This is a genomic window from Pseudomonas putida, assembly GCF_026625125.1.
Taxonomy (GTDB): Bacteria; Pseudomonadota; Gammaproteobacteria; order Pseudomonadales; family Pseudomonadaceae; genus Aquipseudomonas; species Aquipseudomonas putida_X.
In genome coordinates this window covers 1,353,739-1,379,639 of sequence record NZ_CP113097.1, presented here as the reverse complement: position 1 = coordinate 1,379,639, position 25,901 = coordinate 1,353,739, and the positions used below count along the sequence as shown (strand labels likewise).

Here is a 25,901-nt window from a genome sequence, read left to right as displayed (position 1 = left end):
TGACAATTATTAGATAGCGGCTGCGATTGCCAGCGTGGATAGACGCTGGAACCGCAGGAGGTTTTCGCTTTCTTCCATGATCCCGGCAGTAAGACAGACGAACGTGACATCGCGCTCAGGGTCGACCCAAAAGAGCGTTGAACCCGCGCCGTAGTTGCCAAAAGTGCGAGCGCTAGTGGTTGGACCGAAATAAGAGGGGTATAGACCTGATCCGGAAAGCGCAAACCCCAACCCAAAGTTTGCAGGTGGAACCTCCCAGCCACGGGCCTCTGCGAGCGCTTTGTATAGATCACTCGGTTGATCACCGGTCTGGTTTGTCGTAGCGATATCCATCATTGCCGAACTGAGAGGCATGCCGTGAGCACCAATTTTTGCTTTGCGCAGCATCTCAGCAAACTTGAAAACGTCTCGCGCTGTTGAAACTGCTCCAACCCACGGCATTTCCGAGTCGTTGTTAATAATGTCATTCATGACCTCAATGTCGGCCACGGACAACCACCCGCCGTCTGGAAATTTCGCTCTGATCGGTACATAGCGATCCTGCCATGCATCCGGCGCCCCCAGCGCAGTACTGGACATGCCGAGCGGTTCAAACAGATTCGTCTGCAGCAGATCTCTGAACCGCACGCCGCCGGAGGCTCGGCGGACCATTTCAGCCATCAAAACGTGGTTCAAGGTCGGAGAATAGTTGAGTGAGAGACCGGGCTCGCCGGTCACATCCAATTGACAAATGGCATCGACCACGGCGTCCATGTCACCCAACTGATCGTAAGGCAGCGGGGAAGGTGTAGGAACTAATCCAGCACGGTGGGTCAGTAGATGCCCCAAATTGATATTACCCTTACGGCCACTTCGGAAACGATCTCGGCCATAGAACTCTGGGATTAAATCTACCACTTTAGTGGTGAGGGCCAGCATTCCGCGATCAATTGCCTGAAGCACCATGACATTGGTAAAGGCTTTGGTAAGCGAAAAAACCCGATAGATGTCGTCAGGCGACGAAGGTCTTTCATTCTCACGGTCCGCCCAACCAATTGAGGCTTCGTATCCAATTTCACCGTGACGGGCGACAATAATGTTAGCGCCGTCGTAAAGACCGGACTCAACTTCCTGTTGGATTGTTTGATTCAAACGCTGCAAAGCGCCAGCATCAAAAAATTTGGTGTTAGACATTTGCTGCTCCTATCCCGAGGTTGGATTACATGTAGATACCGCCAGATGGGCAGAGCGTTTGCCCGGTATAGTAGGCGCCGTCGTCACACGCCAGGAACAACAGGGTTTGCGCAATTTCAGCAGGCAGTGCCGCTCTCGGGATCGGTTGCATGGCGACAATTTTTTCTTTGATATCTGGACGTAGCGTGTTCAGCAAAGGCGTGTCTACGGCCCCTGGAGCAACGGCGTTCACCCGGATGTTATGAGGTGCCAATTCACCGGCCGCCGAACGGGTCAGACCCAGCACAGCAGCTTTGGAGGCAGGATAATAGAGCGGCATCGGTACACCGACCAAAGCTGCAACACTGGAGATATTTACCACAGAGCCGCCGCCTGCTTTCTTCATCAGCGGTGCAGCCGCCCTCAGGCAATAAAAAGTACCGGCCAAGTTGACAGCCAAGACTTTAGCGAACTCTTCATCACTCGTATCATCGAGAAATGTCGGCAAGAAGCGTTCACCTCGGGCCGCTGCCTCCACTGCTTCGATATTTGACTTGTTCAACTTATCGTTTGCTTCTTTGCTAGGAGCATTGATGCCAGCTGCGTTAATCAGCACATCAAGCTTACCATGCGTTTCGTTCAACTCAGAAAAGACGGCATTCACCCGTTTGCTGTCACTAACATCCAGTTCCACACACTGAATCCGAGGGTCTTGAAACCTTTCGTTAAGCCGGACGAGTGACAGGTCAGCAGCGATAACCGTGGCGCCTTGAGCAACAAACACATCGACTGTTGCAGCGCCGATACCAGAAGCCGCACCGGTGACAAAAGCAATTTTCCCTTCAAGCTTCATATAAACCTCTATAATTGTTTTATTAAGGGTGTGCGCAAACGATAACTCCCATAGCGGCGAGTTATCAGAAAGCAATGGAGCAAACGCTTAAGATTGACGTATCAACGATAGATTAGAGATCAAGAACCAAATGATTGCTGCCAGCCCGCGAGCAGCATGTCAGAATTTGATCGTTAGCACTTTTTTCGCTTGTCGACAGGTACAAGTCTCGGTGATCCGGAACACCCTCGAGAACTCTCACCAAACAGGTGCCGCAGACACCTTGTTCGCAAGAGTATGGGATGTCTATATTATTATCCTGTAAAACTTGCAAAATACTCTTATCCGCAGGTACGTGCAGGACTTCCTGGGTACTGGCAATGGTTACGTCAAAGGCTTGATTACCGTCCGCTGAGCCCGCTTCGTTAGCGAAGTACTCCCGGTGAAGCTGATGATCCGCCCAACCGGCGTCGGCAGCTGTGCCCAACACATAGTTCATGAAACCTGTAGGACCGCATACGAAGAGATGATGCTCCATAGAAGGGTTCGCAAGCTTATCGGCCAAGTCGGGTTTGGTGGCAGGCTCGGAATCAAAATACAGGTGCACCCTTTCGGCAAACGAGCACTGTTCCAGTTGCTCCGCAAAAGCGGCATGATCTCGGGAACGGCTATAATAATGCAGCTCGAAATCAGCATTAATGTGCGCAAGCCGTTCTGCCATGCACAGGATCGGCGTGATGCCGATTCCGCCGGCGAACAGCAATGTCTTTTTTGCTTCATGGCACAATGGAAATAAGTTACGGGGTTGGCTCACATTGATCACCTGGCCGACCTGCAACTGATGCATTGCCGCCGAACCACCTCGTCCGTCGGGTGCCAACAACACGGCAATTTTGTAACTTTTGTCAACTTGCGCATTATTATAAAGCGAGTATTGCCGGACTAAACCGCCAGGCAAATGCACATCGATATGTGAGCCCGCACTGAACGCCGGTAGTTTATCTCCAGTGGCTGACACCAATTCGAAACTGTAGATATTTTGCGCTTCGGCCTTGCGGGCGATAATTTCGACACTAATCACGGGCAGATCTCCTGCGATTCGATCACAGCCACACCCGCCTGAATATTACAGACAAATATGCACGCGACCTGTTAACGACATTACTTTTTTAGATTTTATTTGACTCGCGGGCAAGCAATCGCTCAATAACGCGACGGGACTGTACGCCACCTGAATCTATATTGAGCTTAAGCAACGCTCTGTCTGGATAAAGCAAAAGATTCTTCTGCTGCTGCTCGAGCATGTCGAGATCTTCGCTGAAAATTTTACCCTGCCCCTCTCGAATAGTATCCGTGAGATCTTGATCTTCGGGTTTAAAGTTTCGAGCCATACCCCAGAAATACCAAATAGAGGTTTCGGTCTCGGGCGTAATGAAGTCCACTACAATGGACGAGGCCTTGTGCTCGGGCAGGGCATTCACGCCTCCCTTTCCTTCAAGTGCCACACCGACTTCAATCAACACATGACTTGGCGGTGTAAACCGGCAGATCTGCCATCGGTCGACTAGAGAATTTTCATCGAGATCATTCCCCCGCAGTGCCATCTTCCAAAAGGGCGGAGCGCTGATACTGTACATATGGCGCTCGGTCACCACCTCATCCCCATTCACGGTGGTCTTGCATGGCACTTCATCAATTTCTTTCTGGCCGATGCTTGAGGCGTGAACATACGTCTCATGGGTAAGGTCCATGAGATTATCGATCATAAGTCTGTAATCGCAGGCAATGTGGTAGAGCCCACCACCATAGGCCCAGTCAGCACTGTTTGCCCATTCCAAATGATGGATTTCGTCGGGATTAGCTAATGACTGATCCCCAGGCCATACCCAGATGAACCCATGACGTTCAATTGCCGCGAATTTTTGAATACAAGGGAAGCCTCCGACCCGTTGACCCGGCATAGACACAGTCTGGCCATCGCACCCCATCGCTAGACCGTGGTAACCGCAGACCAGATTGCCATTTTCAACATAGCCGAGAGACAGGGGGGCGCCGCGGTGAGGACAGAAGTCTTCTAAGGCACAGACTTGGTCGTCATTCCCGCGGAAAAACACCATTTTTTTACCACAAATCTGTCTACCGAGAGGCTTTTCGGCCAGCTCATCAGGCGTACAGGCGACATACCACGCATTCCGTTGGAACATGACTAATCCTCTGATTGGAGTTGTTTTGGATTGAATTCATGTTCTGCTAGGCGATCTCGGTTGTCAATAGCCTACTCAGTAGACAGGTGTCTATTTTGGAGATCTCCTTTCCTATCACTCAGCCGCGGATCTGGGCAAGCACCGCCCACCACTGCCGGGCCAGGGCTCGGCAATATGGCTCCATGTCAAGCAGGTCGCCGACGACTGAGAAAAACATCGATCTCTCGAACTGAATGATCAGCGCAAGGACCGCCAGATGGTTGTCAGTGAAACGGCTACCAGTGGCATCAGGTGTGAATTCATGCGTAAACAGGCTCGCTGCTTGCGTGATGCTCTGGATCCAAAGCTGGGCGACTTTCGACTCGGAAGCTACCGCTTGCTCCATCGCCTGGTAATGCAGACTCTCACCTTTCCAGCGCTCAATGCTAGCGATCAGCCACTGGCAGACGTCGTCTTCGCTTCCACAGGAATCACGAGCGAGAAGCGCATAGCGACTGAACAGCTCTGCCTGATTACGTTCAATAACGTCGAGAATGATCTCGGCTTTAGTGGTGAAATGCAGGTAGAAAGTAGCGCGGCTCACGCCGGCGGCGGAGGCAATTTCGGTTGCCGAGGTAGCTTGATAGCCCTTCAGTGAGAACGCGCTAAAGGCTGCCTCGACGATGCGGTCTCGTGTCATTCGCGCCTGGGCCTCACGGATGGGCGACAGGGCCCGCTCATCATTCCGGTCTTTCAAATCAACCTCCCTTGTGTACGCCAGCCAGCAGGGTACCAGCCGTGTTAGTGCGGTCAGCCTATCACCTCGGAGTTCCTAGGGATAACAGCAGAGCTAACTCACTAACCGCTTGACCTGTTGAATCAATGCCTATCGAAGGAAAGGTGTATTCGCACACAGCGAGCTCTAGAGTGTGAAATTAATCGATCAAGTAAGAGGGCGCATGAATGCGCAATGCACTAATCTTGGGCATGTTGATCTCGACGGGAGCTATCGCAAATGAATGCCAAGTCGTAATCACCAGTAATGACCAAATGCAATACAGCACAAAAATGATAAACCTTCCTAAGTCCTGTACAGAGCTTGCGATTACTTTAAAGCACGTGGGTAAATTACCCCGACTGGCGATGGGTCACAACCTCGTGGTCGTTAAAAAATCAGATTTGGATGCAGTGGCGGCCGACGCAGTTTCGGCTGGCTCTCATAATGGTTATCTAAAACCCAACGACGAACGTGTGCTTGCTCACACAGCACTGCTTGGAGGCGGGGAAGAAAGTACCGTTTTGCTTGACGCAAAAAAAATTGATCCATCAGCAGACTATGTGTTCTTCTGCTCATTCCCTGGCCATCGATCAATCATGCAGGGCGCTTTGAACCTCATCCCCTAATTTTCAGCACAGCCAAGTCATCGGATAGTTATTCATCGTCGCGATGCACCTTTAGGGTGGCAGCGTGCGGCTGCCCCCCTCTTTTTATGCCTCTATAAATAATGCCTTCAAAGTAACAGCAATGCATAACGTGCTTTCAAGCGGCACGCGCATGATCCCAATTATGATTCTCCGCTTCGGTGTTACGCACAGAATCAGCCTCCTCCCCCAGCTTCTCGCTATCTTTTGATAGGTGATTACCAGCCTCTAAGGCATGAATCTTCAGTCACATTCATGCAACACGGGAGCTGGACAGGGGAGCACCCAAAATCGGGAGCGGCGTTTGTCAGCGGTTAACCGTTGACTGGAAAGCGCATTCATTTCCCCTCTCAGCTCCAAACGAAACTTGATGCGAAGCTCCTGAATAGAGGGAGCCGGCTGACTTTTCTCCGGAGGGACGAATGCAACCGTTTGTTTTCAACGCTTTGCCTGGGCGAGTGATATTTGGATTCGGCACCTTAAGTCAGGTCGGAGTTGAAATCCGCGCACTTGGATGTTCTCGCGCACTCGTTATCAGCACGCCTGAGCAACAAATGCAGGCTGCACAATTGGTCACGCAACTGGGCGATTTGGCGGTTGGGACGTACGTAAAGGCAGCGATGCACACCCCTACCGATATCACGCTCGACGCTCTGCAAGAATTTCAACAAGCAGCGGCAGACTGCGTGGTTGCCATAGGTGGCGGATCCACTATTGGCCTCGGCAAAGCCATAGCGCTACACACCGATGCGCCTCAAATCGTCATTCCAACAACTTATGCAGGCTCAGAAGCCACACCGATCATCGGTCAAACTGATAACGGTATCAAAACCACTCAGAAAACTATGAAGGTACTCCCCGAAGTCATTGTGTATGACGTCGATCTAACGTTGCGATTACCAGTTGAAATGTCAGTTACCAGCGGCCTCAATGCAATCGCCCATGCAGTTGAGGCGCTTTACGCAAAAGATGCCAACCCTCTCGTTTCCATGCTCGCTGAACAGGGTATTGCAGCCATTGCCCGCGCCTTGCCTCGGATCGTGGATAACCCTCATGACCGTGAAGCGCGGTCTGATGCGCTCTATGGTGCCTGGGCATGTGGGGTGTGCCTTGGTGCAGTTGGGATGTCTATTCATCACAAGCTATGTCATACGCTGGGTGGGAGCTTCAACCTTCCCCATGCTCAAACCCACACTGCTGTACTGCCCCATGCGGCAGCCTACAACGCCGAGGCTGCCCCTGAGGCCATGGCGCGAATCGCGACAGCGCTTGGTGTCGATGACGCACCGCGGGGATTGTATGACCTTGCGAAAAGTCTCGGCGGCCCAACCAGCCTTGCCGCGCTTGGGTTGAAGAAAGATGACCTCACAAAGGCAACCGAGATCGCGTGTGCATCTCCCTATTGGAATCCCCGTGCCATTGAGCCTAGAGCGATTGCCGAATTACTGGCTAATGCCTGGGCCGGTGACAGGCCGTAAATGTGCACTCGAGCAATCCCCTCAGACAGAAGGACATAGGAGAAGACATGGAGCTCAATCCCCATATCTTGCGACATCACCACATCACGCTAAACGTAGGTGGTGCTCAGGACGATTATGATTTTCACACTAAAGTCCTAGGCTTGAAGAGCGTAAAAAAGACTGGCCTTTATGATGGAAATGATCCGATCTACCATTTTTACTACGGGAACGATATCGGTGAAGAAAGCACTTTGGTGACGTGCTTTCCTATGCGCCAATCAGGGCGCATGGGGAGGCCCGGCAGCGGACAAATTAAAACGCTCGCACTTTCGGTACCGGAATCGTCGCTTGTGTTTTGGGCAAAACACTTGGAAGCCCACGGTTTCAAACCGGAATATCAAGAACGCTTTGGCGAAAAGCTACTTCACTTCTCCCACCCTTGTGGAATCTGCTATGAACTTGTCGGCATCGCAGACGATGATCGGAAACCTTATTCAAACGGGGTCGTTCCAGCGGGATTCGGTATACGCGGAACCCACGGCATCACCGTCTCAGTCCGTGATTTTGAAAACTCTGCTGAATTTATGCACTACGGCTGGAATGGAAGACATACCCATACTGACGGAGCATTTACACGCTATGAAGTAGGAAATGGTGGAAGCGGTACCATTATCGATTATCAGTTGGAGCCCAATCTGCCTCAAGGCTCCTGGGCATACGGTGAAGGCACCGTGCATCATTGTGCATTCGAGGTCACAGACCTAGATGTACAACGTAACGTCAAGTTGCACCTGGAAGGTCTTGGCTACACAGATGTTTCCGAACGCAAAGACCGTGGGTATTTTGATTCCGTGTATGTCCGCACACCCAGTGGAGCCCTCTTTGAGGCAACCGTATCAAAACCCACTGGATTCACAGTAGACGAGCCTTTTGAGTCGCTCGGAAAATCCATCCAGATCCCACCTCAGTTAGGACCTAGGGCCGAAGAAATCATCGCCTACCTAGAACCCCTGAAATATTGAGTGAGGTGTCATAAATGATCACCAACCCCCACATGAGAATACCCAGTCAGCACACAGGACCTGCTCTTGAAGCCGATGGTCCAGTCGCGGTGCTAATCCATGGTCGTAGTCAGTCATCACGCGACATGCTAGATGTTGCCAAACGGCTGGATTTGCCACAAATGCCTATTGTGGCCGTGGATGCCGCAGACAACTCTTGGTATCCCTACCCGTTCATGGAGCCCGTTGCCCACAATGAACCAAGCTTGGGCTATTCACTGGAAAGGTTGGATCGTCTGATAAGTGAACTCAATGCCAGCGGCATTCCCAATGATCGCATCGCAATCGTCGGCTTTTCCCAAGGCGCATGCCTAGCATGTGAGTACGTATTTAGGAAGCACCAGCCATTTGCTGCGCTTGTGGCTTACACCGGCGGGCTGATCGGACCCGATGGAATGCAATGGCAGCCTGCAGGCTGTCTAGAGGGAATGCGTGTTTTCTTGAGCAACGGAGATCAGGACCCGTGGGTACCCGTTGAGCGCACGAAAGAAACCCTGAATGTGTTCAAAGCCTTAGGCGCAGATACAGAGTTCAGGGTATATCCCGGCCGGTCGCATGAGATTTGCGACGACGAAATCATGGCGAGCAGAGCATTGCTTCAGCGTGCGTTGCACCTAACGACGGAGCACGAGAACCCCCGCTAACGCCAGAACTGTTACTGGGTCCTAATTCGCTTTTTTTCTGACTCCCCTCCAAGCCCCTTGCGACCTGTGCTGCGATGAAGCCAAAAAACAGAGCCGTGCTTGCACAACGCGATAAGAGAGTATTGATAATGAACATTGGATTTATCGGACTGGGCACTATGGGTGAGCCGATGGCGACTCGCCTGGCTCAGGCAGGTTTCCCACTAACAGTCTTTGACCTGAACCGCGCTGCGGCAGATCGCCTTGCAGTACTTGGGGCGCGGCAGGCCACATCGGTGGCGGAAGTAGCAGATACGGCAGAGGTCGTTTTTGTAAGCCTACCTACTCCCGAGATCGTTCAAAAAGTCGCCTTGGGAGAAGGTGGTATAGCTACGGGGAAAAAAGTCCGTATCTATATTGACCTGTCGACCACCGGGCCTCGGGTCGCGAAGCTTGTCGCCAGAGAACTGATCGCCCGTAGCATTATAGCTCTGGATTGTCCGGTGAGCGGTGGCGCTGCAGGTGCGACTAAAGGCACATTGGCTTTGATGGCCTCAGGCCCCAGTGCCGCATTCGACGAGGTAGCGCCAATGCTTCAATGTATTGGAAAAGCGATTTACTGCGGCGACGGTGCTGGACTGGGTCAAACCATGAAACTCGTCAACAACCTTGTCTCAGTAACAGCCCTTGCAGTTTCTTCCGAAGCAATGGTCATGGGCGTAAAAGCGGGATTGGCTCCAGAGGTGATGCTCGATGTGCTCAATGCAGGAAGTGGTCGTAACAGTGCTACAGTGGACAAGCTTCCTAGGGCAGTGCTCCCGCGCACATTCGACTTCGGCTTCACTACCGCTCTCTCCCTAAAAGACACACGCCTTTGTCTGGACGAAGCCGAAGCCATGGGTATTCCAATGCCAGTCGGAAATGCCGTGCGTCAGATGCTCAACATGACACGTGCCACCTACGGTGACGATGCAGATTACACTCGCATGATCTGCGTGCTGGAGCAATGGGCCGGCGTTGAACTGCCGATAGTTACTAAAGCCTGACCTTTAGGAGTAATGACTGTGAGTAGCGAAAATTTCGAGAAAGGCTTTGCCAATCGTAAGGCCGTGCTAGGTGCAGCACATGTTGAGAAGTCTTGGGCCCATGCAGATGATTTCAACAAGCCCATGCAAGAGCTTGTGACACGATACTGCTGGGGTGAAGTGTGGGGTGACAACACCCTCTCATTCAAGACCCGCAGCATCGTCAACCTTTCAGCGTTGACAGCGATGAGCCAACATCACGAACTGTCAGTGCATGTTAAAGGTGCGCTGACCAACGGGGTTACGAAAGAAGAAATTCGGGCAGTGCTGATGCAAGCTGCTATTTATTGCGGGGTTCCACTCGCCTTGGCAGCATTCCGCGTCGCTAGCGAAGCGATCATTGCGTGGGAAGCAGAAAACCGCTGAGAGCAGCGGCCTCATTCTCACCCGCTGGTTCGGAGATAGCAGCGGGTGAGCGCTACAGACGAGAGCGTATTTTGCCACCGGCCCACTGCCCGGCCCACGCTGACATGCACGACTCACGATTCCGTTTAATCACCAAGACGCGATGCAGGCCATCCAGCTCGCGATCAAGGTAGAGGTCAAGTAATGCAGCCTATGCCCGAGTACGAAGTCTTCGCTATCCGCTATGCAACACACGAGCGCTTACGACGCAATAATTTCATGGTTCCTGACCCGCATGACGGCCCGATGCCGATGGACTACTTCGTCTGGCTGATCCGTAAAGAAAATGAACATTATCTGGTCGACACGGGCTTCAACCAATCGGCAGCAGATAGCCGCGGTCGAACCCTCCTCCGCTGTCCGATCCAAGCGCTACGGCTGCTTGGCCTACGACCCGAGGACGTCGGTGACGTCATCCTTACCCACATGCATTACGACCATGCCGGCAACGTTGATTTACTCCCAAGCGCACAATTCCACCTTCAAGAATCAGAGATGCATTACGCCACCGGCCGATACATGCGTTACAGCCCACTGCGTCAGCCATTTAGTGTGAGTGATGTGATCAATATCGTACGGGGAGTGTATCAGCAGCGTGTGGTTTTCCATCAAGGGAACGCATCACTGGCACCTGGTATTCAGCTGATTCATATCGGTGGCCATACTCAAGGCCTACAGGCAGTGCGGGTCCATACCTCGCGGGGCTGGGTGGTCTTGGCATCGGACGCCAGCCATTACTACGACAATATGGAGGAAGAATCGCCCTTCCCAGTCGTACTTCATGTGGGTGAAATGCTGAAGGGATATCAGACATTATCAGCTCTCGCCGATTCGGCCGACCACATCATCCCAGGGCACGACCCAATGGTCCGTAGTCTCTATCCATTCGAGGGAGATCCCGTCAACGATATAGTGGCCCTGCACAAGCCTCCTCGGCAGAAGCGTCAATGAGCACTAGCACACGACCAGCATGCTAGGATCGAAGCGACGTACACCAGCAAAACCCGCTATGCGAAAAATTCAAACAAGAGGTCGAAGACATCGACCCGTACTTTTGGAGGCGTGCCGCAATGCGCAGTGATAACCCTATGCCCCATCGGGTAAATCTGGAAAAGCTCGATGCAACATTGCTTAGCTCTAAGTTGCATCCTCCCAGACTGACACAACTCATTGCCCGACCGCAGCTACTGCAGCGTCTGGTCGAATCAAGCAACGTCCCGCTCATTGTGCTGCAGTCCGCGCCTGGCTATGGCAGGACATGCGTACTCGCCCAGTATCGAGATTCTCTCCAGAGGCAAGGCAGGCGCGTCGCTTGGCTGACGATAGATCACTCAGACCGGGAACTCGACGTTTTCACGATGTACCTCAAAACCATGATTGAGCAAGCGGCTCAAGGCCGTACAGTCCCGCATAAGGACGCTCGCTTGCATGGGGGAGGTCTAACCGAATGCCTCAACGCCCTGCTCGGCTTGCTGGATAATTATCTCGACCAACCTATTTTTCTCATTCTCGATGACGTTCATCACCTGTCAGGAAGTGATTCGGTTCGACTGCTCTCAATGCTGGTAGAAAAAGCGCCTGTCAACCTCCAGATTTCTCTAAGCTTCCGTGGTGAACCTTGTCTGTCCGTTGCAAGACTTCGGATGCACGGTAAAGTGGTTGATATTGGCGTCCGGGATCTCAGCTTAAGCGACGGGGAGACCAGTGCTATCCTCGAAATGCATGGCATTCGTACTATCGATCCTCTGCAGATCGAAAGTTTGAGAAAACGGCTTGAAGGTTGGGCTGGTGGTCTAGTCTTGAGTGCAGTTCAATTACGTCGAGATCCAGAGTTGCTCCAACACCTCGACCATATCTCAGGGGACAGACGTCAGTTCGCTGAATTTTTCCTGCAGGATGTATTTAACCGGCAGCCGGCAACCATCAAAAGGTTCTTGCTTCACACGTCGGTCGTAGATCAATTCTGCCCCCCACTTTGCGATCTCCTCACCGGTTCGCATCATAGTCATGAGCTAATACGAGAGTGCGAAAGCTTGGGTCTGTTTATGACCCCTATAGATGACCAGAATTATTGGTATCGCTACCACCCATTATTTGCAGAGTTCCTGCGCAAGGAGCTGCGCGACCAAGACGCAAGCTTGCAACTAGCCCTACATGAACGTGCCAGCAATTGGTTTACGGAGCAAGGCAATCACCTGGAGGCTTTTAGTCAGGCCTTCGCGGCTCAACAAGTGCAGCGCGCAGCGGAAATCATGGACACCCACTGTCAGGACATTTTCGCCACTCAGGAACGGGCATGGCAAATGGTAGATCGCTTGCCGAGAGAGGTTGTCGGGCAGTTCCCCTCCATACTCCTTGCTCAGGTATGGCAGCTCGAAATGCTTTGGCAATTCGAGACGTGCTCTGAACTGATGGAAACCAGCCGTCGGTGCATACAGCAGTTGAAGCAAGACAAATCACTTCCGGAACAGAAGCTCCGTTCGCTCAGTCATTTGCTTGAGCACCGTGAGCTGATGCTAGCACTTTTGAGGGATGACCTTACGACGGTGCAGGTACGGGCTCAAGCCCTGCTTGACGACTACGAAGACGCCCACCCTGTGGTTCGAGCGAGCCTGTACACCGCGCTTGTGACCGCTCAACGAGAGCATTACAAGCTTGGCGATGTTGAACGACTGAATACTCTGGCCACAGAGCATCTAAAACGCTTGCCCAATGAACTTGGCCAGGTGTTCCACAGTGCCGCTGTGGCCCCTTCGCGGCTTATGGTTGGTCGAATAAATGCTGCAATCCAGGCACTCAACACTGCTCTTAAAACGGCAGAGCATTTGGCGGGCGAGCGTTCGCCGTTGGCAGCAATGGTGGCTGTCCTTTTGGCGAAAATCCACTACGAGCGTGATGATCTGCCCCAAGCCCAAGATTTAATTACGCGTTACCTCCCGGCGGCAACTTTTATCGGCTTCGTGGATCAAGCCATTGCAGGGTGGTTGACCAAGGCGAGGCTTGCCATGATCGGGGGCGATCAAGCCACTGCGTTCGCGACGCTCGATGACGCAGATATTTTTGCAACTGAACACAAGTTCGAACGCCTGCGATTATTCACATTAGCCGAACGCCTGAAATGGTTATTGCGCAGTGGTGACATTGATGAGGTCATCAGATTAGGTCGCCGCAACGGGCTCAAGTGCTCTGTTAGCGAAGTCTCTCCGTCAACGCATGCAAGTACCCGTGATGAGGCGCGAGCCATGGCCTGGATCAGGGTTGCCCAAGCCGAAGATAGGCTACCTGAAGCGCTGAGCCTAGCGAAGCTCTGGCACCGGTATCTTGAGCACGTCGATGTGCTCAGGAATATGATCCGCTGGGGGCTGATAATTACGCATCTCTCCGTGCTTTCTGGTGACCACCGAGCTGCTCAACGCATGTTACGGCGTACGATGCTCCAAGCTGCGCCCCGTCAGTTCATCCGAGTCTTCCTCGATGAAGGTCCTTGGTTAGCAGGACTATTGCATGAACAACTGAAGAATGCAGTCATCGCAAACGAGCCTGCCGACACGTTCGCCACCCATTTATTGCGGTGTATGCGACCCTCAGAAAATTCGGCAAGCAAGTCAAGCCTCGATACAAGCCAGCCGTTTCCGATCCTCGGAGCCCTTAACAGCCGCGAGATCGATATTCTGGAAATGGTCGACAAGGGGCTGCTCAATCGGGAAATAGGAGTCAAACTGGGGATGACCGAAGGTTCAGTCAAATGGTACTTGCAGCAAATCTACGACAAGATAGGTGTTCGCCGCCGCACCCAAGCCGCAGATCGAGCTCGTCAGTTGGGCATTCTACGTTGAGCATGCCGGCCCGAAAGCCCCCTCCGGACCACGGAGGGGGCGTCGATCACTCTTCTGAGATCATAATGCCCCCATGTGCACCAAGGTTTGGCGAGGCTCCTGATTCATCTGCTTTCAAATAGAGCTCTCTCCATTCAGGACAATAATCGCGGCCCGCCAAACTGAAGATAGATGTCATCGCTCGTCGGCGCTGTTCGCGATTGCCCATCAATGCGAGAAAATTTTCTTCATCCTGCAGGCGTTTTACCGGATTTTTCTCTTGTGTCCGGCGCTTGAATTCAATGGCTGTGGGATTTGCAATTTCCAGGAAGCAGCGCCGACGCTCATAGGCATACCAGTCCAGAGCATCTACCGAAAATACTCCATTGATGCATCCGCCCAGGCATTTGATCAATTGATCGGCGTCTTGAATCCCGCTGGTGAAACCAAGGCCCCCTATGGGGTTGGTAGCATGGGCAGCATCACCGGCAAGTAGTATTCGACCCAGCCGATAGGTAGCAGCACTTCTCTGATGGACACTGTACGCATTCGCCATCAGTAATTCAAAAGGCTGCAAAGGGTCCGGCAAGAACTGTTTGATACGCTCCGGGATCCGAGCGAGCCGCTCGTCCTCGGATAAGGAGGCTGCTTCCCCGTAGGCGATTCGCCATTGATGGTGATTGTCGATCTTCGCGATCACCGCCCAATCGTCAGCATGGGCCAGCATGGTCGATGGGGCATAACCATGTTTGTCGAAATCGTAAATGACGTTGGTCGCCATGAACACATCGTCCCAAGTAAAACCTTCGAAATCAATCCCCAGGTTTTTACGAACGCTAGAACGCGCGCCATCTGCGGCAATTAACCAATCAGCCTCTAAAATGCTGGGCCCTTCCGCCGTTACTACAGAAACTACAACAGAGCTATCATTTTTAACTACATTTTCGAACGCCACGTTCCAACGCACTTGAGCGCCGGGAAGCTTCAAGAATTCCTTCAGGACAATTTCAGCCAAAACATCCTGGCCGAAATGTAAATTATAGGCATACGGTGTCAGATCTTCGACGTCGCGAAAATTTAGTCGCCCGATAGTGCCAGTCAGGCCAAAGCGAATATTATACTCATAACCGGTTGCTGCTACATCGTGGGCTGCGGCAAGTAAACCGAGCTCATCCAAGACTTTTAATGTTGAGGACAAGTAAACCATCGCCCTCGGCCAGCGCGAAACTTCAGGTGCCTTGTCAATAACTGTAACTTGTACACCTTGACGAGCCAACCCAAGTGCTGCGATCAAACCTGTGGGTCCTGCACCAACTATTAATACACGCTTACCTGTTGCCATCTGTAACCCCGCTCAATTGATTTTTTTAGTAGCGCCGAACTGTCCGGAAAGGCGGGTGCTCCGAAACGCAGGACGCTCCTAATGGGATTTACTCCTTAACGGCCACTAATGAGACCTACCCAAAGATAGCGAAGCGCTAGGGAAGCAATGGCGCACGTTGGTCAGTCCAGCCCTATCTTTCGACAGGTGTAGCTCGCCCCATCTCAATCACAATTACTCTGTCTTCATTACAACATCTCGCCTGGCCCGCGTGCACTCGTCGCCGCGGCTATCCAATAATCGAATGAGCAGAATTCTATGACATATCGCTATTCTCACTGCACCCTTCCGCAGGCAACTTGCAGTCAGTCCTTGCAGCGATTGTTCGTGCTGAAAACTTGCATCGATAATATCGAAGAATGGGAACTCGGATGAAGCGTCGCGATCTTCTCAAAATTGGTCTCGCCGGCGGTGTAGTTGCCGGCCTCAACGTCAAGGCAATCGCAGCTGGCCTAGGCTCACTGGCGCCCTCTGTACCAGAGCTGGTGATCGTTGATGAGCGGTTCGAAGCCAGCCGTCGCTTTGGTATGGAGGCCGCACGCCGCGGCTTGCCGCACCATCTGATCGATGGAGACATTACCGACCTGTGGTTCTCGCAGCTTGACCCACAATGGCGGCAAAAACCTTCGATCATTGCCGGCATGACCGCCCGCCAACCTCTGTTTTGCCTAGAGCGCCTCGCTCTGGACCGCGGCATGAGGGTCGTGCTTCGAATCACACATGAGGCGACAGAGAACAATCACGTTGCTCATCACATCGAAGCCAATAATCACTTGCACCACCCTCTGAGCGAACTACTTCAAGGAGCTGACTGGAGCGAGCGTATGGCTGGAGTTGCCGGAACATGTTCCTGGGCGCGTACTAACCACGGGTGTCAACCGCACCGAACTTTCTCAACAGCAGCCGAACCCAGCTTGTTAAATGGCCCGCTGGTGAGTTGGGTCATTGCCCCGCTCGTCGCCTGAGACATCACTGACCGCTTTAATGAGGAATGATTATGCCCACTCCAACCGGACTCACGACAGAAGATTTTGCCGAGGTGCTACGTCAATTTAGCAAGGTAGTAGGAGATAAATGGGTCTTCAGCAGCGCAGAGGACCTTGATCTTTACCGCGATGCCTATTCCCCTTACTGGGGGGAGCCTGAGGAGATTCGCGCATCCGCCGCCGTTGCTCCAGGGAACACCGAAGAAGTTCAACAATTGATGCGCATCGCCAACCAGTACAAAGTCTCGATGTACCCGATCTCCACGGGCAAAAATCTGGGATATGGGGGGTCCGCGCCCACTTACTCAGGATCCGTCGTGTTGGACCTGAAGCGAATGAATCGGATCCTCGAGGTCAATGAAAAGCAAGCTTATTGCGTAGTTGAACCAGGCGTGAGTTACTTTGATCTTTACCGATATTTACAGGACAAAAAAATAAAATTGTGGATGGATGTACCCGATCCCGGCTGGGGCAGTGTGCTAGGGAACGCTATTGACAGAGGCGCTGGCTACACGGCGGCCAATTTTCGCAACCACTTCGACGCCCATTGTGGAATGGAAGTGGTGTTGGCAAATGGCGAGATCATGCGGACCGGCATGGGCGCGATGCCGGGGGCAGAAACATGGCAAATGTACAAGACAGGGTTCGGTCCATACGTCGACGGCATTTTTAGCCAATCCAACTTTGGAATTGTAACCAAAATGGGTTTTTGGCTAATGCCTGAACCAGAGGCGTTTCTGAAGGGTACCGTGCACCTCTCCAACTATCGTGACTTAATCCCCTTAGTGGATCTGATGACCGAGTTGGAGAATCAGAAAATTTACACGGGCTTCCCCGATATCAACAGCCCTTTGCTCGGCTCACCTAGCTTGGCTGGCCTACACGATTTCCTACTCCACGGTCCAGTGGCGCGTGATGCCGAGTATAAAGCCTTGGCAGATCGCGGCGCGAAACCCGAAGAATACGAAAATTACGGCAAAAAAAATCGCATCCCCTTCTGGAACGGTGCGTTTAGCTTCTACGGCCCGGAAAAAGTTATTCGTGCCCAGTGGGAGTATGTACAGGAACGGTTCCGCAAGACAGTACCGAGTGCCACGTTCGAAGAGACAGAATACTACAATCTGCCCCTCACGGAGGAACAGAAAAAGACTGTTCAGTATCCCGCACAGTTCGGCATACCCAACATGCGAGCATTTTCGATCGGTGCACGATCCCATTGGAATCCGACCCCCCCTTCTGACGGCCATGCCTGGTTCTCTCCAATAATTCCGCGTGATGGAGAAACGATCATTAAGATTAACGAGGTGTTGGGCACGGCGGCTCGCAAACTTGGAGTGCCTTTCGCATTCGCCCTCAATGTTCCTGTTCCCTGCTGGGAGCGATGCTTTGTGTTCATCATCCCCTTCTGGATCTCTAAAGATCCGGAAAAAAACAAGCAGACCCGGGAAGCGTTTCGCGCCTTGATCAAGATTGCGGCCGAGCATGGCTGGGGAGAGTACCGAACTGCTACCGCCTTTCAGAACGATGTCATGGACACTTACTCATTCAACAACAATATGTTGCTACGCTTCCACGAAACGTTGAAAGATGCGGTCGACCCTAACGGCATCATCTCTCCGGGACGTTACGGTATTTGGCCACAAGATCTTCGCCGAGGAGCCAAGCGATGAAACGGCTTCGTAGCGCAGTAGCAATTTTCGTATTGAGCACGTGGGCGGCTTGTGGATCAGCTAGCGATATCGATGGCAAGAAAGTTTATGAGCAATGGTGCGCAGCTTGTCACGCTCCAGGCGATGCCTATGCGGGAACTATGGCTTTGGATGCTCGCTATAAAGGAACACTCCCCGCCAGTCTTGAAGAGCGCTCGGATCTCTCACCTGAAATGGTCGAATACTTTGTGCGCAACGGCGTCTCTATCATGCCGTTCTTCCGTAAAGTTGAAATAAGTGACGGTGAATTAGATGCACTGGCCGCGTATCTCGCCAAATCAATGAGTGAAAAATAGAGCTCAAGACATTCATCTACAGGCGCCGGGCAGCCTCTATAGCGCTCAGGCGCCGCTCAGGTAGGTACTAAGCGCCATCAAAGGGAGCCCCACTATGATTCACTTTCCCACCGGTGATCGGCGAGTAGATCACGGAAATTACACACAACAAATATGGCAAGTGGACGGTACAAGCACGGTTGTCTACCACGCTGGTTCCGGCGATCCATTAGTCTATTTTCACGGAGCGGGAACTTGGCACGGCATTAGCTTTGCTGAACTATGGCCTGCTGATTTCTCAAGCTACTTGCCGTACCACCCAGGCTTCGGAGCTTCTTCCGTCAATCCGCGAATCACATCGATGCAGGGCTACGTCGATCATTACGAAAGATTGTTCGATCTGCTTGGTTTCGATCAGGTTAATCTGGTAGGCACTTCGCTGGGGGGGTTTCTTGCAGCTGAGTTCGCTGCACGGCACAGCAATCGCGTTAAACGACTGGTGCTCGCGTGCCCCGCCGGTCTCCAAGTAGAGAGATTTCCCGCGACGGATCTGAGCAAGGTCAGTCCGGATCAGATACCAGCGTTTCTTGTGCATGACACCTGTCACCTGACTCCCTACCTACCGGAGGGCGAAGATGCTCAATTCGCTGCCATGCGCAGGCAGGAAGCAGAGGCGTCGGAGCGCTTCATGCACGGCGGCAAAATGATCAACCCCGACATGCCTTCGGTCTTGCAATCCATTCAAATCCCTACCTTAATCATCTGGGGAAAAGAAGACAGGATTTTACCAGTAGGCCAAGCAGAATTCTGGCATCAGTTGATCCCTCAGAGCGAAGTGAAGGTGGTTGGGCAGGCGGGCCACTTAGTGCTAGATGAGTCGGCCACGGCCCGTCATGCAGTCAGCGAGTTCCTGCTTCGTCCTTAGCCCCTGAAACGTTAGTTAACGCTAGACCGTGCAGACAACATGCTGCGTTCATCTGGTTGATGGTGGTGCGGTTATAACGTAAGCGTTCACGCAACACATCCTGCACGAGGTTGGATGTCTACTTTCTCCATCCGCCGCGCTTCGAGTAACAGTAGGTTGAGGTCCGCTAAACCCGGGCTCTGGCAATTGCCCTCCAGCAGTTCTTCGGCCGCCTCAAAGGCAATGCCCACCGGCCCCAGGGACAACACGCAGAACAGGCCGAAGCCGCAAAGCAACTTGCGCCCGACCGGCAGATGGGTCAGCGCGTTCCAGAATGAGCGAACCGTGGGGTCACCTACCTCTAACGGGAACTCGGGTCGGTGAGCGGCCCGAGAAGAGCTGGTGATCGTTCTCTACGCAGTGCGCGTCGCGGCGGCCTCGACTACCGGCGATGCGGCCCATGACCGAGCCAGACATCAGCCCGGCGCCGCCCGCGTACTTGACGTAGTAAAGGTTGCCCACCAGCTCGCCCGCCGCGTACAGGCCGGCGATTGGCTGATCCTCTTCGTCCAGCACCTGGGCCTGGCTGTTGATCTTCAGCCCACCGAAGGTAAAAGTGATGCCTCAGGTCACGCCGTAGGCAACGAAGGGCGGGCACGTGAGCGGGTTGGCCCAGTTCGATTTGGGAAGCTCCAGGCCCCACGTCGAACGGGCATCGCGGATCGCCGGGTTGAAGGGCACATCCTCGCGCACGGACGCGTTGTAGGACTTGAGGGTTTCGAGCAGGGCCGGGGCATTCACGCCGTCCAATTGCGCGGCCAGCGCTTCGAGCGTGTCGGCCTGCACCAGGGTGACGTTGCGCCCGCGGTATTCATCCGGCAGCAGATCATGGCTGTGCTGGTCGAAGATGTGCTAGGCGATGCCACCCGATTGTTCCATGACCTTCGCGCCCATGCCCGAGTATGTGTAGTTGCGAAAGTCTTCTCCTTCGCCTACGAAGCGTTGTCCGTCGGCGTTGACCACCACCCCTAGGTGGTAATAGTTCTTCTGCTGATTGAGCCGGCTCAGGTCGCCCATGGCCTGGGCGTTGAGGTCGTAAGACACCGCGTGACAACCCGACCAGTTGCTATGGGCAACCGCGCCCACGTCCAAGGCCATCGGATGCCGTCGCCGGTGTTGTAGCGAGTCCCGCGCACCTTGGCCATGCATGCGCACGATGATCATTGACGCTACGACTGGCCGTTCAGGTGCGGCGTTTAGCGGGACGAATGCCGGAAATGAAGACATTGCAGGCTGATCTCGATAGAGCGGCAGCCATTTGCGGATGACGTTGGCATTGATGCCGTGGTTGATGGCGACACTGTACCCGGTTGCGCCAGGTTGCAGGCATTCCTGGACGACCTGGGCTTTGAATGGTTTCGGATAGGAGCTTCGTTGGCGCATGGAAATCCAGACGATAAGGGTGATCGCGTCCGCTTAAAAATACGCGGACACCATCGCCCTAAACGCTGGAGCTCAGAAGGTGAGTTCGCCGGACGCTTACGCAGAAACTACCTACAGCTTCCGTTCTCATAAATCCATTGTGCTTAGCAAAAGCCGCGACCCTGCGGCATTGCTGGGCATCGGTGCTCAGACGCATTTAGATCCCAAAGGCGTTCCGCCTACACCGACTCCTGCAGGTTGCAGCTGTTCGCTCTGGTTGACGGACAAAACGGGCGCGTCGTGATGGCTGGCCAAATATTGCGGCTTCAGGAGAAAACTCGCCAAGGCCGGCAACAGAACCAGTGCGCCAAACATGTTCACCAGAAACATGAAAGCCAAGAGCAGCCCCATATCCGCTTGAAATTTGATTGGGGAGAATGCCCACATGGCGACACCTGCCGCAAGAGTCATACCGGTAAGCATTACTACTCGCCCAACGAACAAGAGCGAGCGGTAATAAGCCTCGCGCACTGAAATACCCAAGCGCATCCAGGCTAGCATCACGCTCAAAATATAAAGCGCATAATCTATACCTATTCCAACTCCCAAGGCCGTGACCGGAAGAGTCGAAACCTTTAAACCAATTCCCAACCATACCATCAGCGCTTCAGCAAGAATGCTGGTCAAGATCAGAGGTACGACTGCTACAATAACCACTCTCCATGAGCGGAAGGCAACCCACGCAAGGATGATTACCACAATGTAAACCCCTCCAAGCATCAAATAATTATTATGCTTGACGACTTGATTCGTCGCTGCCTCGATACCCGCGTTCCCCGCTGCGAGAAGGAATTTGGCCTGTTCGCTGTCATTGGCTCTGGCGAAATTCTCAATAACCTCAACGGCTTGCTGGAGCGTTTCTGCCTTGTGATCCTTGAGGTACGCGTACATGGTGAGCAGATCACAGTTGGTGTTGAGCAGACCACGCGGAGTTTGCCCGATGAGGGAGTTTAACGCCGCCTGGTTGGGCAAGATTTCAGACCACTTGAAGCTGCCTTCGCTATAGGCAGACGTCATTTGTCTGGCCAAATCTGCGAAGGATTTGGTTGCCTCGACCCCGCTCAGTTGTCCAAGCAGCATCTGTAAATCACGAACCTTGACCAGAGTTTCGTAGTTCACGCACATGTCTGGCGGCGTTTTGACCATGATTGCCAATACATCAGTACTGGTCGCGTAATGGCTGGTCAAATAAGCGTTGTCGATATTGTATCGAGAGTCTGCACGTAGCTCTGGAGCCCCCGCATCCAAATCACCTATTTGTAGTTTTGACGCAACCAACAGCCCTCCGATGGCAAGCATGAGGGCGGTGATGATTGATCCCGCTGCCCATCGCCGCTCGGTAAACCGTGCTAACAGGTGCCATATTGATTGACGTTGCTGAGTCCCTTCTAGGGCGCCGCTTTCCTGGAGAAGGGCGCGTTGAGCGGCACGAGCATTAACACCAGTGAAGGTGAGCAATATCGGGAGCAAAATGAGGTTAGTAAAAATTAGAATCGCCACGCCGATGCTTGCAGCGATGGCCAGCTCTCGGATCGCCTGTATATTGACCATGAACAACACAGCGAAACCTACCGCATCACAAACCAGCGCGGTGAAGCCTGCCAAGAACAAGCGGCGAAAGGTGTTGCGCGCGGCATGGAGACGATGCATACCTCGACCAATATCTTGCATAACCCCATTCATTTTCTGCGCGCCGTGACTCATGCCGATCGCAAAAATGAGGAACGGCACCAAAATTGAGTAGGGGTCCAAATGAAAACCTATCAGCGGGAGGATTCCAAGTTGCCAGATGACCGCAACCACGGAGCACGTGACAACCAACACGGTGCTGCGAAGGCAACGGGTGAACCAAAATACCATTGCTGCGGCAATCGCAACAGCAATAGCAAAAAACATGAGAACCTGATTCAGACCGTCAATTAAATCGCCCACAACTTTTGCGAACCCGACGATGTGGATGGTAATGCCATTTCCCTCATATTTCTTCCTGATCGCCTCCAATCGCTTAGAGAGATCTCCATAGTGAAGTGCTTCCTGGGCTTGGGCGTCGTACTCCAATAGCGGGACCACGATGGCGCTAGATTGGAAATCAGCGGCTACCAACTTCCCAATCTCACCCGAACGGAGAATATTAAGTCTTAGTTCCTCGAGACTTGTGGCGCTGCCGTCAAATGTATCGGGCATGACAGGGCCGCCATCTATCCCCAGCTCAGTAACCATCAGCCAACGTGTACTGCGGGTCCAGAGGGACTGCAGGAAAGGGCGTTCAACTCCAGGGATGGTGAGGATTTCATCATTTATTTTTCGTAACGTCTCCAAGTATTCAGCATCTAAAATTGTCCCGCCTTCTGTAGAAACCACTACTCTGAAGGTATTACCCAACCCCTGAAGATCAGCCTCATTATTGAGGTAATTCTGGATATAAGGATGGTCGATAGGGATGACCGCCTTGAAGCTTGCGTTGATGTCTACAGCGCGCGCACTCCATCCTAAAAGGATCGATACGATGCTACACACTAGCACCACAAGCAATCGATTATTGAACAAAACACGCTCAAGCACCGTTCCGCCGGCGGGGTCAAAATCGGAGCGTTTCGTTGCCGAATCAATATTGATTTTCATAGTGTCATATCTCAGGGCACAGGAACGGTTTGGGCGCCGTGCGGTCCAACCGACATAATGCTTTTTTCGGAAACAGAAACGATGTCAGCTGTAGGCTGAATGAGGGCCGGTAACACCGTGAAGGTATGTCCTTGATCTTTACTCGCAATCATCCGGCCGTTTTCAGCCACTAGCAAAACAGCGCCATTGGACAGAATAGTTCCTGCTTGAATTGACGCTTCAACGCCGCTTTGCACACTATTCCAAGTCTGCCCACCATTAGCACTTCGCACCAACTTGCCACGTAACCCGTACGCAATTAGTACGTGTTCGTCAAGTGATAAAACCCCGAAAAGCGTTCCATCAGCGGGTGCACTCGCTACAAATTCATTGCTTCCTTTTTGGTACTGAACGATGCCCTGCTCACCGACCAGCACTAAGCCTGCGGAAGCTTTCGCTATGCCGTAATAATGGAGGCCCATTGGGTTGTTGAGCTGGCTCTCCAAGGGGAACCATTGCTCACCCCCATCTACAGTGCGAAACGCAAATCCAAAAGCGCCCACGACTGTTACTCGGTTAGCATCTTCCACTTTAATAGCAAGTAGAGGCTTATCTGGACCATCATCGATTAACCGCTTTGCTTGTCCAATACTCATACCTTTGGTATGCGTTGGCTCCAACAGGCGCGATTTAGCTACGGCGTCATAAACCAGCTGCGCTGCCTGGACACCGTCCAACTGCCGATGCCAATTTTCTCCTCCATCGTCAGTCCGAAGCACGATTCCAGAATGACCGACTGCCCATCCAACTTTCTCATTGGCGAATTCAACGGCGGTCAATAACACGCTGGTGGGAACCTCCGCTTGGCGCCAATGCTTCCCCTGGTCATCTGACAAAATGATACGTCCTGACTCGCCTACCGCCACCAGGCGCGCCCCTGCTGCCGTCACATCAAGAAGAAACGTCGCGGCAGGATGCATCACTTCACGAGCTGGGCTGTCGAGGACAGCGGGCCGGCCGTTTCCCGCATTTACCTGACATGCGGTTACGATCATGCACAACACGCTCAGCCAGCTAATGGCACGCATACTCATTGAACTCATTGTCTACTCCTAGCATTTTTGGCGCTGAGCGGCGATGACCGCCCAGGACCAGTTTTCAACGCAGGGCGTCTTGGACCAACGCTTCCGCGGAATAGAAAGAACGAGGCTTTGGAGTGACGGGCAAGTATTTGCTTAGGAGCTCACCGAGCGTGTAAGCCTGCTGCTGGAAATCTACTGACATGAAAGGTCGCAACACTACGCCGGGCAGGTCGTAATTCACTACAGGATAGTTGATGGCCCCGCGATAGAGCTTGCCTTGTGAATCCCAGAGGTCTGCAAGCACAATGCCCCAGGTATCTTCGTCCATGTAGACCGTTCGCTTGGGCACCACATTTCGAAAGCCGGTTTTGAGTGAGGCCTCAACCTCCCAGACACGATGCAGTTCCCAACGGATAAAATCGGGATTGAGAACTTTAGGTGTCATGAGCGCATCAGGCGTTGCAGAAAAAAGCTTGTTGGTATTATAGGGTATATACATCTCCTTCTTCCCTACAAGCTTCCAATTATATTGTTCGGGCGAGCCAAAGAACCCATATGCCTCGTCGAACTGGGTTAACCCCGACATGAGGAAATTCGGCGTATCGAACTGCACATTAGGCAGCTTTCGAACTCGACGCTGTCCGGGCATATATTGCCATGACCCCGGTTGCTGAACCGTAAAGTCCTGTGGCCAGATGCCTACGAGCGCTTCGCCGGCGCTCCGTCCAGGCGCAGTCGTCAGCGATCTATGCCATTGGAAGAAGCCATCGAAATCTTTTTCCCCGCCCGGCAAGGCATATCGATAGAAACCATCCATCTTTAACGCAGCCGTCAATGAAGACCGTCCTTTGGCATCCACCATGTACATGCCACCCTCCATTTCCACCCCGACCCCTTTCCATGAGAGAAAATGGTTCCAAAGAACTTCCGAACCGTTTTTGGGTAATGGAAACGGAATACCACCATAGGCATTCTTGACGCCAATACCGTCGCCACTCAACTGCGCCGTGACCGCATTCTGCTCTGTGTAGTTATAAAAAGCATCTGGCGCCGACGCGGTACGATGGGTTGGATAGATATCCAAGCGCCACTCAGGATTTTGCTCCAGCATTTTCACAACGCTTTGAGACAACCGCTCCTTGTAAGACGCGACGTTTTTGCCGGTGATGACCAGCGTCGGCTTTTCGTCCGGGAACGGATCAGCAATCATGCTGCCGGGTTTATGCCCCGCTGGTACGCCTTTGTACCCCCCCGTCCACTCAGGAATACTGCCTTCGGCATTACCTGCTCGCTCGGCTCCCAAGGGGGTCAATTCGCTCCCTAACTTCGCCGCCTCGGCAGAAGTCACTGCGGCCCGCGCAGGAGCACTGATCAGTGCCGTCAGCACCGCGATTGACAGTAAACATTTGATTTTGTAATTATTCATAAATGGATACCTGAATA

Annotated in this window: 24 protein-coding genes; 12 read left to right on the top strand and 12 right to left on the bottom strand. The window is 52.9% G+C overall.

The window, feature by feature from the left end; genetic code table 11:
* Positions 1 to 9: 9 nt before the first annotated feature.
* From OSW16_RS06325 to OSW16_RS06305, 5 genes are all read right to left on the bottom strand, one after another.
* Positions 10 to 1,173, bottom strand: coding sequence for a serine hydrolase domain-containing protein (locus OSW16_RS06325; protein WP_267821648.1), 1,164 nt, complete (start codon positions 1,171 to 1,173; stop codon positions 10 to 12).
* A gap of 25 nt (positions 1,174 to 1,198) precedes the next feature.
* On the bottom strand, positions 1,199 to 2,005 hold the full coding sequence (locus OSW16_RS06320) for an SDR family NAD(P)-dependent oxidoreductase (protein ID WP_267821646.1): 807 nt from the start codon (positions 2,003 to 2,005) through the stop codon (positions 1,199 to 1,201).
* Between the two features lie 112 nt (positions 2,006 to 2,117).
* Entirely contained in the window at positions 2,118 to 3,065 is a 948-nt protein-coding gene (locus OSW16_RS06315) for a PDR/VanB family oxidoreductase (protein WP_267821644.1), read from the bottom strand.
* A gap of 88 nt (positions 3,066 to 3,153) precedes the next feature.
* The gene (locus OSW16_RS06310; RefSeq protein ID WP_267821642.1) at positions 3,154 to 4,188 is read right to left on the bottom strand and encodes an aromatic ring-hydroxylating oxygenase subunit alpha; all 1,035 of its coding nucleotides are present in this window, start codon (positions 4,186 to 4,188) and stop codon (positions 3,154 to 3,156) included.
* Positions 4,189 to 4,306: 118 nt separating this feature from the next.
* A complete protein-coding gene (locus OSW16_RS06305) occupies positions 4,307 to 4,924 on the bottom strand; it encodes a TetR/AcrR family transcriptional regulator (protein ID WP_267821641.1) in 618 nt (205 codons plus the stop codon).
* A gap of 206 nt (positions 4,925 to 5,130) precedes the next feature.
* Here OSW16_RS06305 and azu point away from each other — a divergent pair, with 206 nt between their 5' ends.
* The 8 genes from azu to OSW16_RS06265 all read left to right on the top strand — a co-directional run bounded on the left by azu (position 5,131) and on the right by OSW16_RS06265 (position 14,059).
* Positions 5,131 to 5,571, top strand: a complete 441-nt coding sequence (gene azu, locus OSW16_RS06300) for an azurin (RefSeq protein WP_267821639.1) — start codon at positions 5,131 to 5,133, stop codon at positions 5,569 to 5,571.
* 440 nt (positions 5,572 to 6,011) lie between these two features.
* Entirely contained in the window at positions 6,012 to 7,067 is a 1,056-nt protein-coding gene (locus tag OSW16_RS06295; protein WP_267821636.1) for a maleylacetate reductase, read from the top strand.
* 47 nt (positions 7,068 to 7,114) lie between these two features.
* Positions 7,115 to 8,071 (top strand): VOC family protein, encoded by a 957-nt coding sequence (locus OSW16_RS06290; protein ID WP_267821634.1) that lies wholly within the window; start codon positions 7,115 to 7,117, stop codon positions 8,069 to 8,071.
* A gap of 14 nt (positions 8,072 to 8,085) precedes the next feature.
* Entirely contained in the window at positions 8,086 to 8,754 is a 669-nt protein-coding gene (locus OSW16_RS06285; RefSeq protein ID WP_267821632.1) for an alpha/beta hydrolase, read from the top strand.
* A gap of 128 nt (positions 8,755 to 8,882) precedes the next feature.
* A complete protein-coding gene (locus tag OSW16_RS06280; protein ID WP_267821631.1) occupies positions 8,883 to 9,779 on the top strand; it encodes an NAD(P)-dependent oxidoreductase in 897 nt (298 codons plus the stop codon).
* Between the two features lie 18 nt (positions 9,780 to 9,797).
* Positions 9,798 to 10,184, top strand: a complete 387-nt coding sequence (locus OSW16_RS06275; RefSeq protein WP_267821629.1) for a carboxymuconolactone decarboxylase family protein — start codon at positions 9,798 to 9,800, stop codon at positions 10,182 to 10,184.
* 192 nt (positions 10,185 to 10,376) lie between these two features.
* Entirely contained in the window at positions 10,377 to 11,174 is a 798-nt protein-coding gene (locus OSW16_RS06270; protein WP_267821625.1) for an N-acyl homoserine lactonase family protein, read from the top strand.
* Between the two features lie 119 nt (positions 11,175 to 11,293).
* Positions 11,294 to 14,059: a LuxR C-terminal-related transcriptional regulator gene (locus OSW16_RS06265; RefSeq protein WP_267821623.1), complete on the top strand. Its 2,766-nt coding sequence runs from the start codon at positions 11,294 to 11,296 to the stop codon at positions 14,057 to 14,059.
* A 46-nt stretch (positions 14,060 to 14,105) separates the two neighbouring features.
* Here OSW16_RS06265 and OSW16_RS06260 read toward each other — a convergent pair whose 3' ends face one another.
* Entirely contained in the window at positions 14,106 to 15,332 is a 1,227-nt protein-coding gene (locus OSW16_RS06260) for an FAD-dependent oxidoreductase (protein ID WP_418942034.1), read from the bottom strand.
* A 458-nt stretch (positions 15,333 to 15,790) separates the two neighbouring features.
* On the opposite strand from OSW16_RS06260, the gene OSW16_RS06255 reads away from it, so the two are divergent.
* The 4 genes from OSW16_RS06255 to OSW16_RS06240 all read left to right on the top strand — a co-directional run bounded on the left by OSW16_RS06255 (position 15,791) and on the right by OSW16_RS06240 (position 19,314).
* Positions 15,791 to 16,384 (top strand): hypothetical protein, encoded by a 594-nt coding sequence (locus tag OSW16_RS06255; protein ID WP_267821619.1) that lies wholly within the window; start codon positions 15,791 to 15,793, stop codon positions 16,382 to 16,384.
* 32 nt (positions 16,385 to 16,416) lie between these two features.
* Positions 16,417 to 18,075: an FAD-binding oxidoreductase gene (locus OSW16_RS06250; RefSeq protein ID WP_267821617.1), complete on the top strand. Its 1,659-nt coding sequence runs from the start codon at positions 16,417 to 16,419 to the stop codon at positions 18,073 to 18,075.
* Positions 18,072 to 18,410, top strand: coding sequence for a c-type cytochrome (locus OSW16_RS06245; protein WP_267821615.1), 339 nt, complete (start codon positions 18,072 to 18,074; stop codon positions 18,408 to 18,410). The genes OSW16_RS06250 and OSW16_RS06245 overlap by 4 nt, the downstream gene beginning before the upstream one ends.
* Before the next feature lie 94 nt (positions 18,411 to 18,504).
* On the top strand, positions 18,505 to 19,314 hold the full coding sequence (locus OSW16_RS06240; protein ID WP_267821612.1) for an alpha/beta fold hydrolase: 810 nt from the start codon (positions 18,505 to 18,507) through the stop codon (positions 19,312 to 19,314).
* A gap of 330 nt (positions 19,315 to 19,644) precedes the next feature.
* Here the strand turns inward: OSW16_RS06240 and OSW16_RS06235 are convergent, their stop codons facing one another.
* The 6 genes from OSW16_RS06235 to OSW16_RS06210 all read right to left on the bottom strand — a co-directional run bounded on the left by OSW16_RS06235 (position 19,645) and on the right by OSW16_RS06210 (position 25,884).
* Positions 19,645 to 19,869, bottom strand: a complete 225-nt coding sequence (locus tag OSW16_RS06235; RefSeq protein WP_267821610.1) for a hypothetical protein — start codon at positions 19,867 to 19,869, stop codon at positions 19,645 to 19,647.
* A 48-nt stretch (positions 19,870 to 19,917) separates the two neighbouring features.
* Positions 19,918 to 20,139: a hypothetical protein gene (locus tag OSW16_RS06230; RefSeq protein WP_267821608.1), complete on the bottom strand. Its 222-nt coding sequence runs from the start codon at positions 20,137 to 20,139 to the stop codon at positions 19,918 to 19,920.
* A 66-nt stretch (positions 20,140 to 20,205) separates the two neighbouring features.
* Positions 20,206 to 20,736, bottom strand: coding sequence for a transposase (locus tag OSW16_RS06225; protein WP_267821606.1), 531 nt, complete (start codon positions 20,734 to 20,736; stop codon positions 20,206 to 20,208).
* 186 nt (positions 20,737 to 20,922) lie between these two features.
* Positions 20,923 to 23,397, bottom strand: a complete 2,475-nt coding sequence (locus OSW16_RS06220; RefSeq protein ID WP_267821604.1) for an efflux RND transporter permease subunit — start codon at positions 23,395 to 23,397, stop codon at positions 20,923 to 20,925.
* Between the two features lie 11 nt (positions 23,398 to 23,408).
* Positions 23,409 to 24,479: a WD40/YVTN/BNR-like repeat-containing protein gene (locus tag OSW16_RS06215; protein WP_267821602.1), complete on the bottom strand. Its 1,071-nt coding sequence runs from the start codon at positions 24,477 to 24,479 to the stop codon at positions 23,409 to 23,411.
* A 55-nt stretch (positions 24,480 to 24,534) separates the two neighbouring features.
* Positions 24,535 to 25,884 (bottom strand): DUF1329 domain-containing protein, encoded by a 1,350-nt coding sequence (locus OSW16_RS06210; protein WP_267821569.1) that lies wholly within the window; start codon positions 25,882 to 25,884, stop codon positions 24,535 to 24,537.
* Between the last annotated feature and the right edge of the window lie 17 nt (positions 25,885 to 25,901).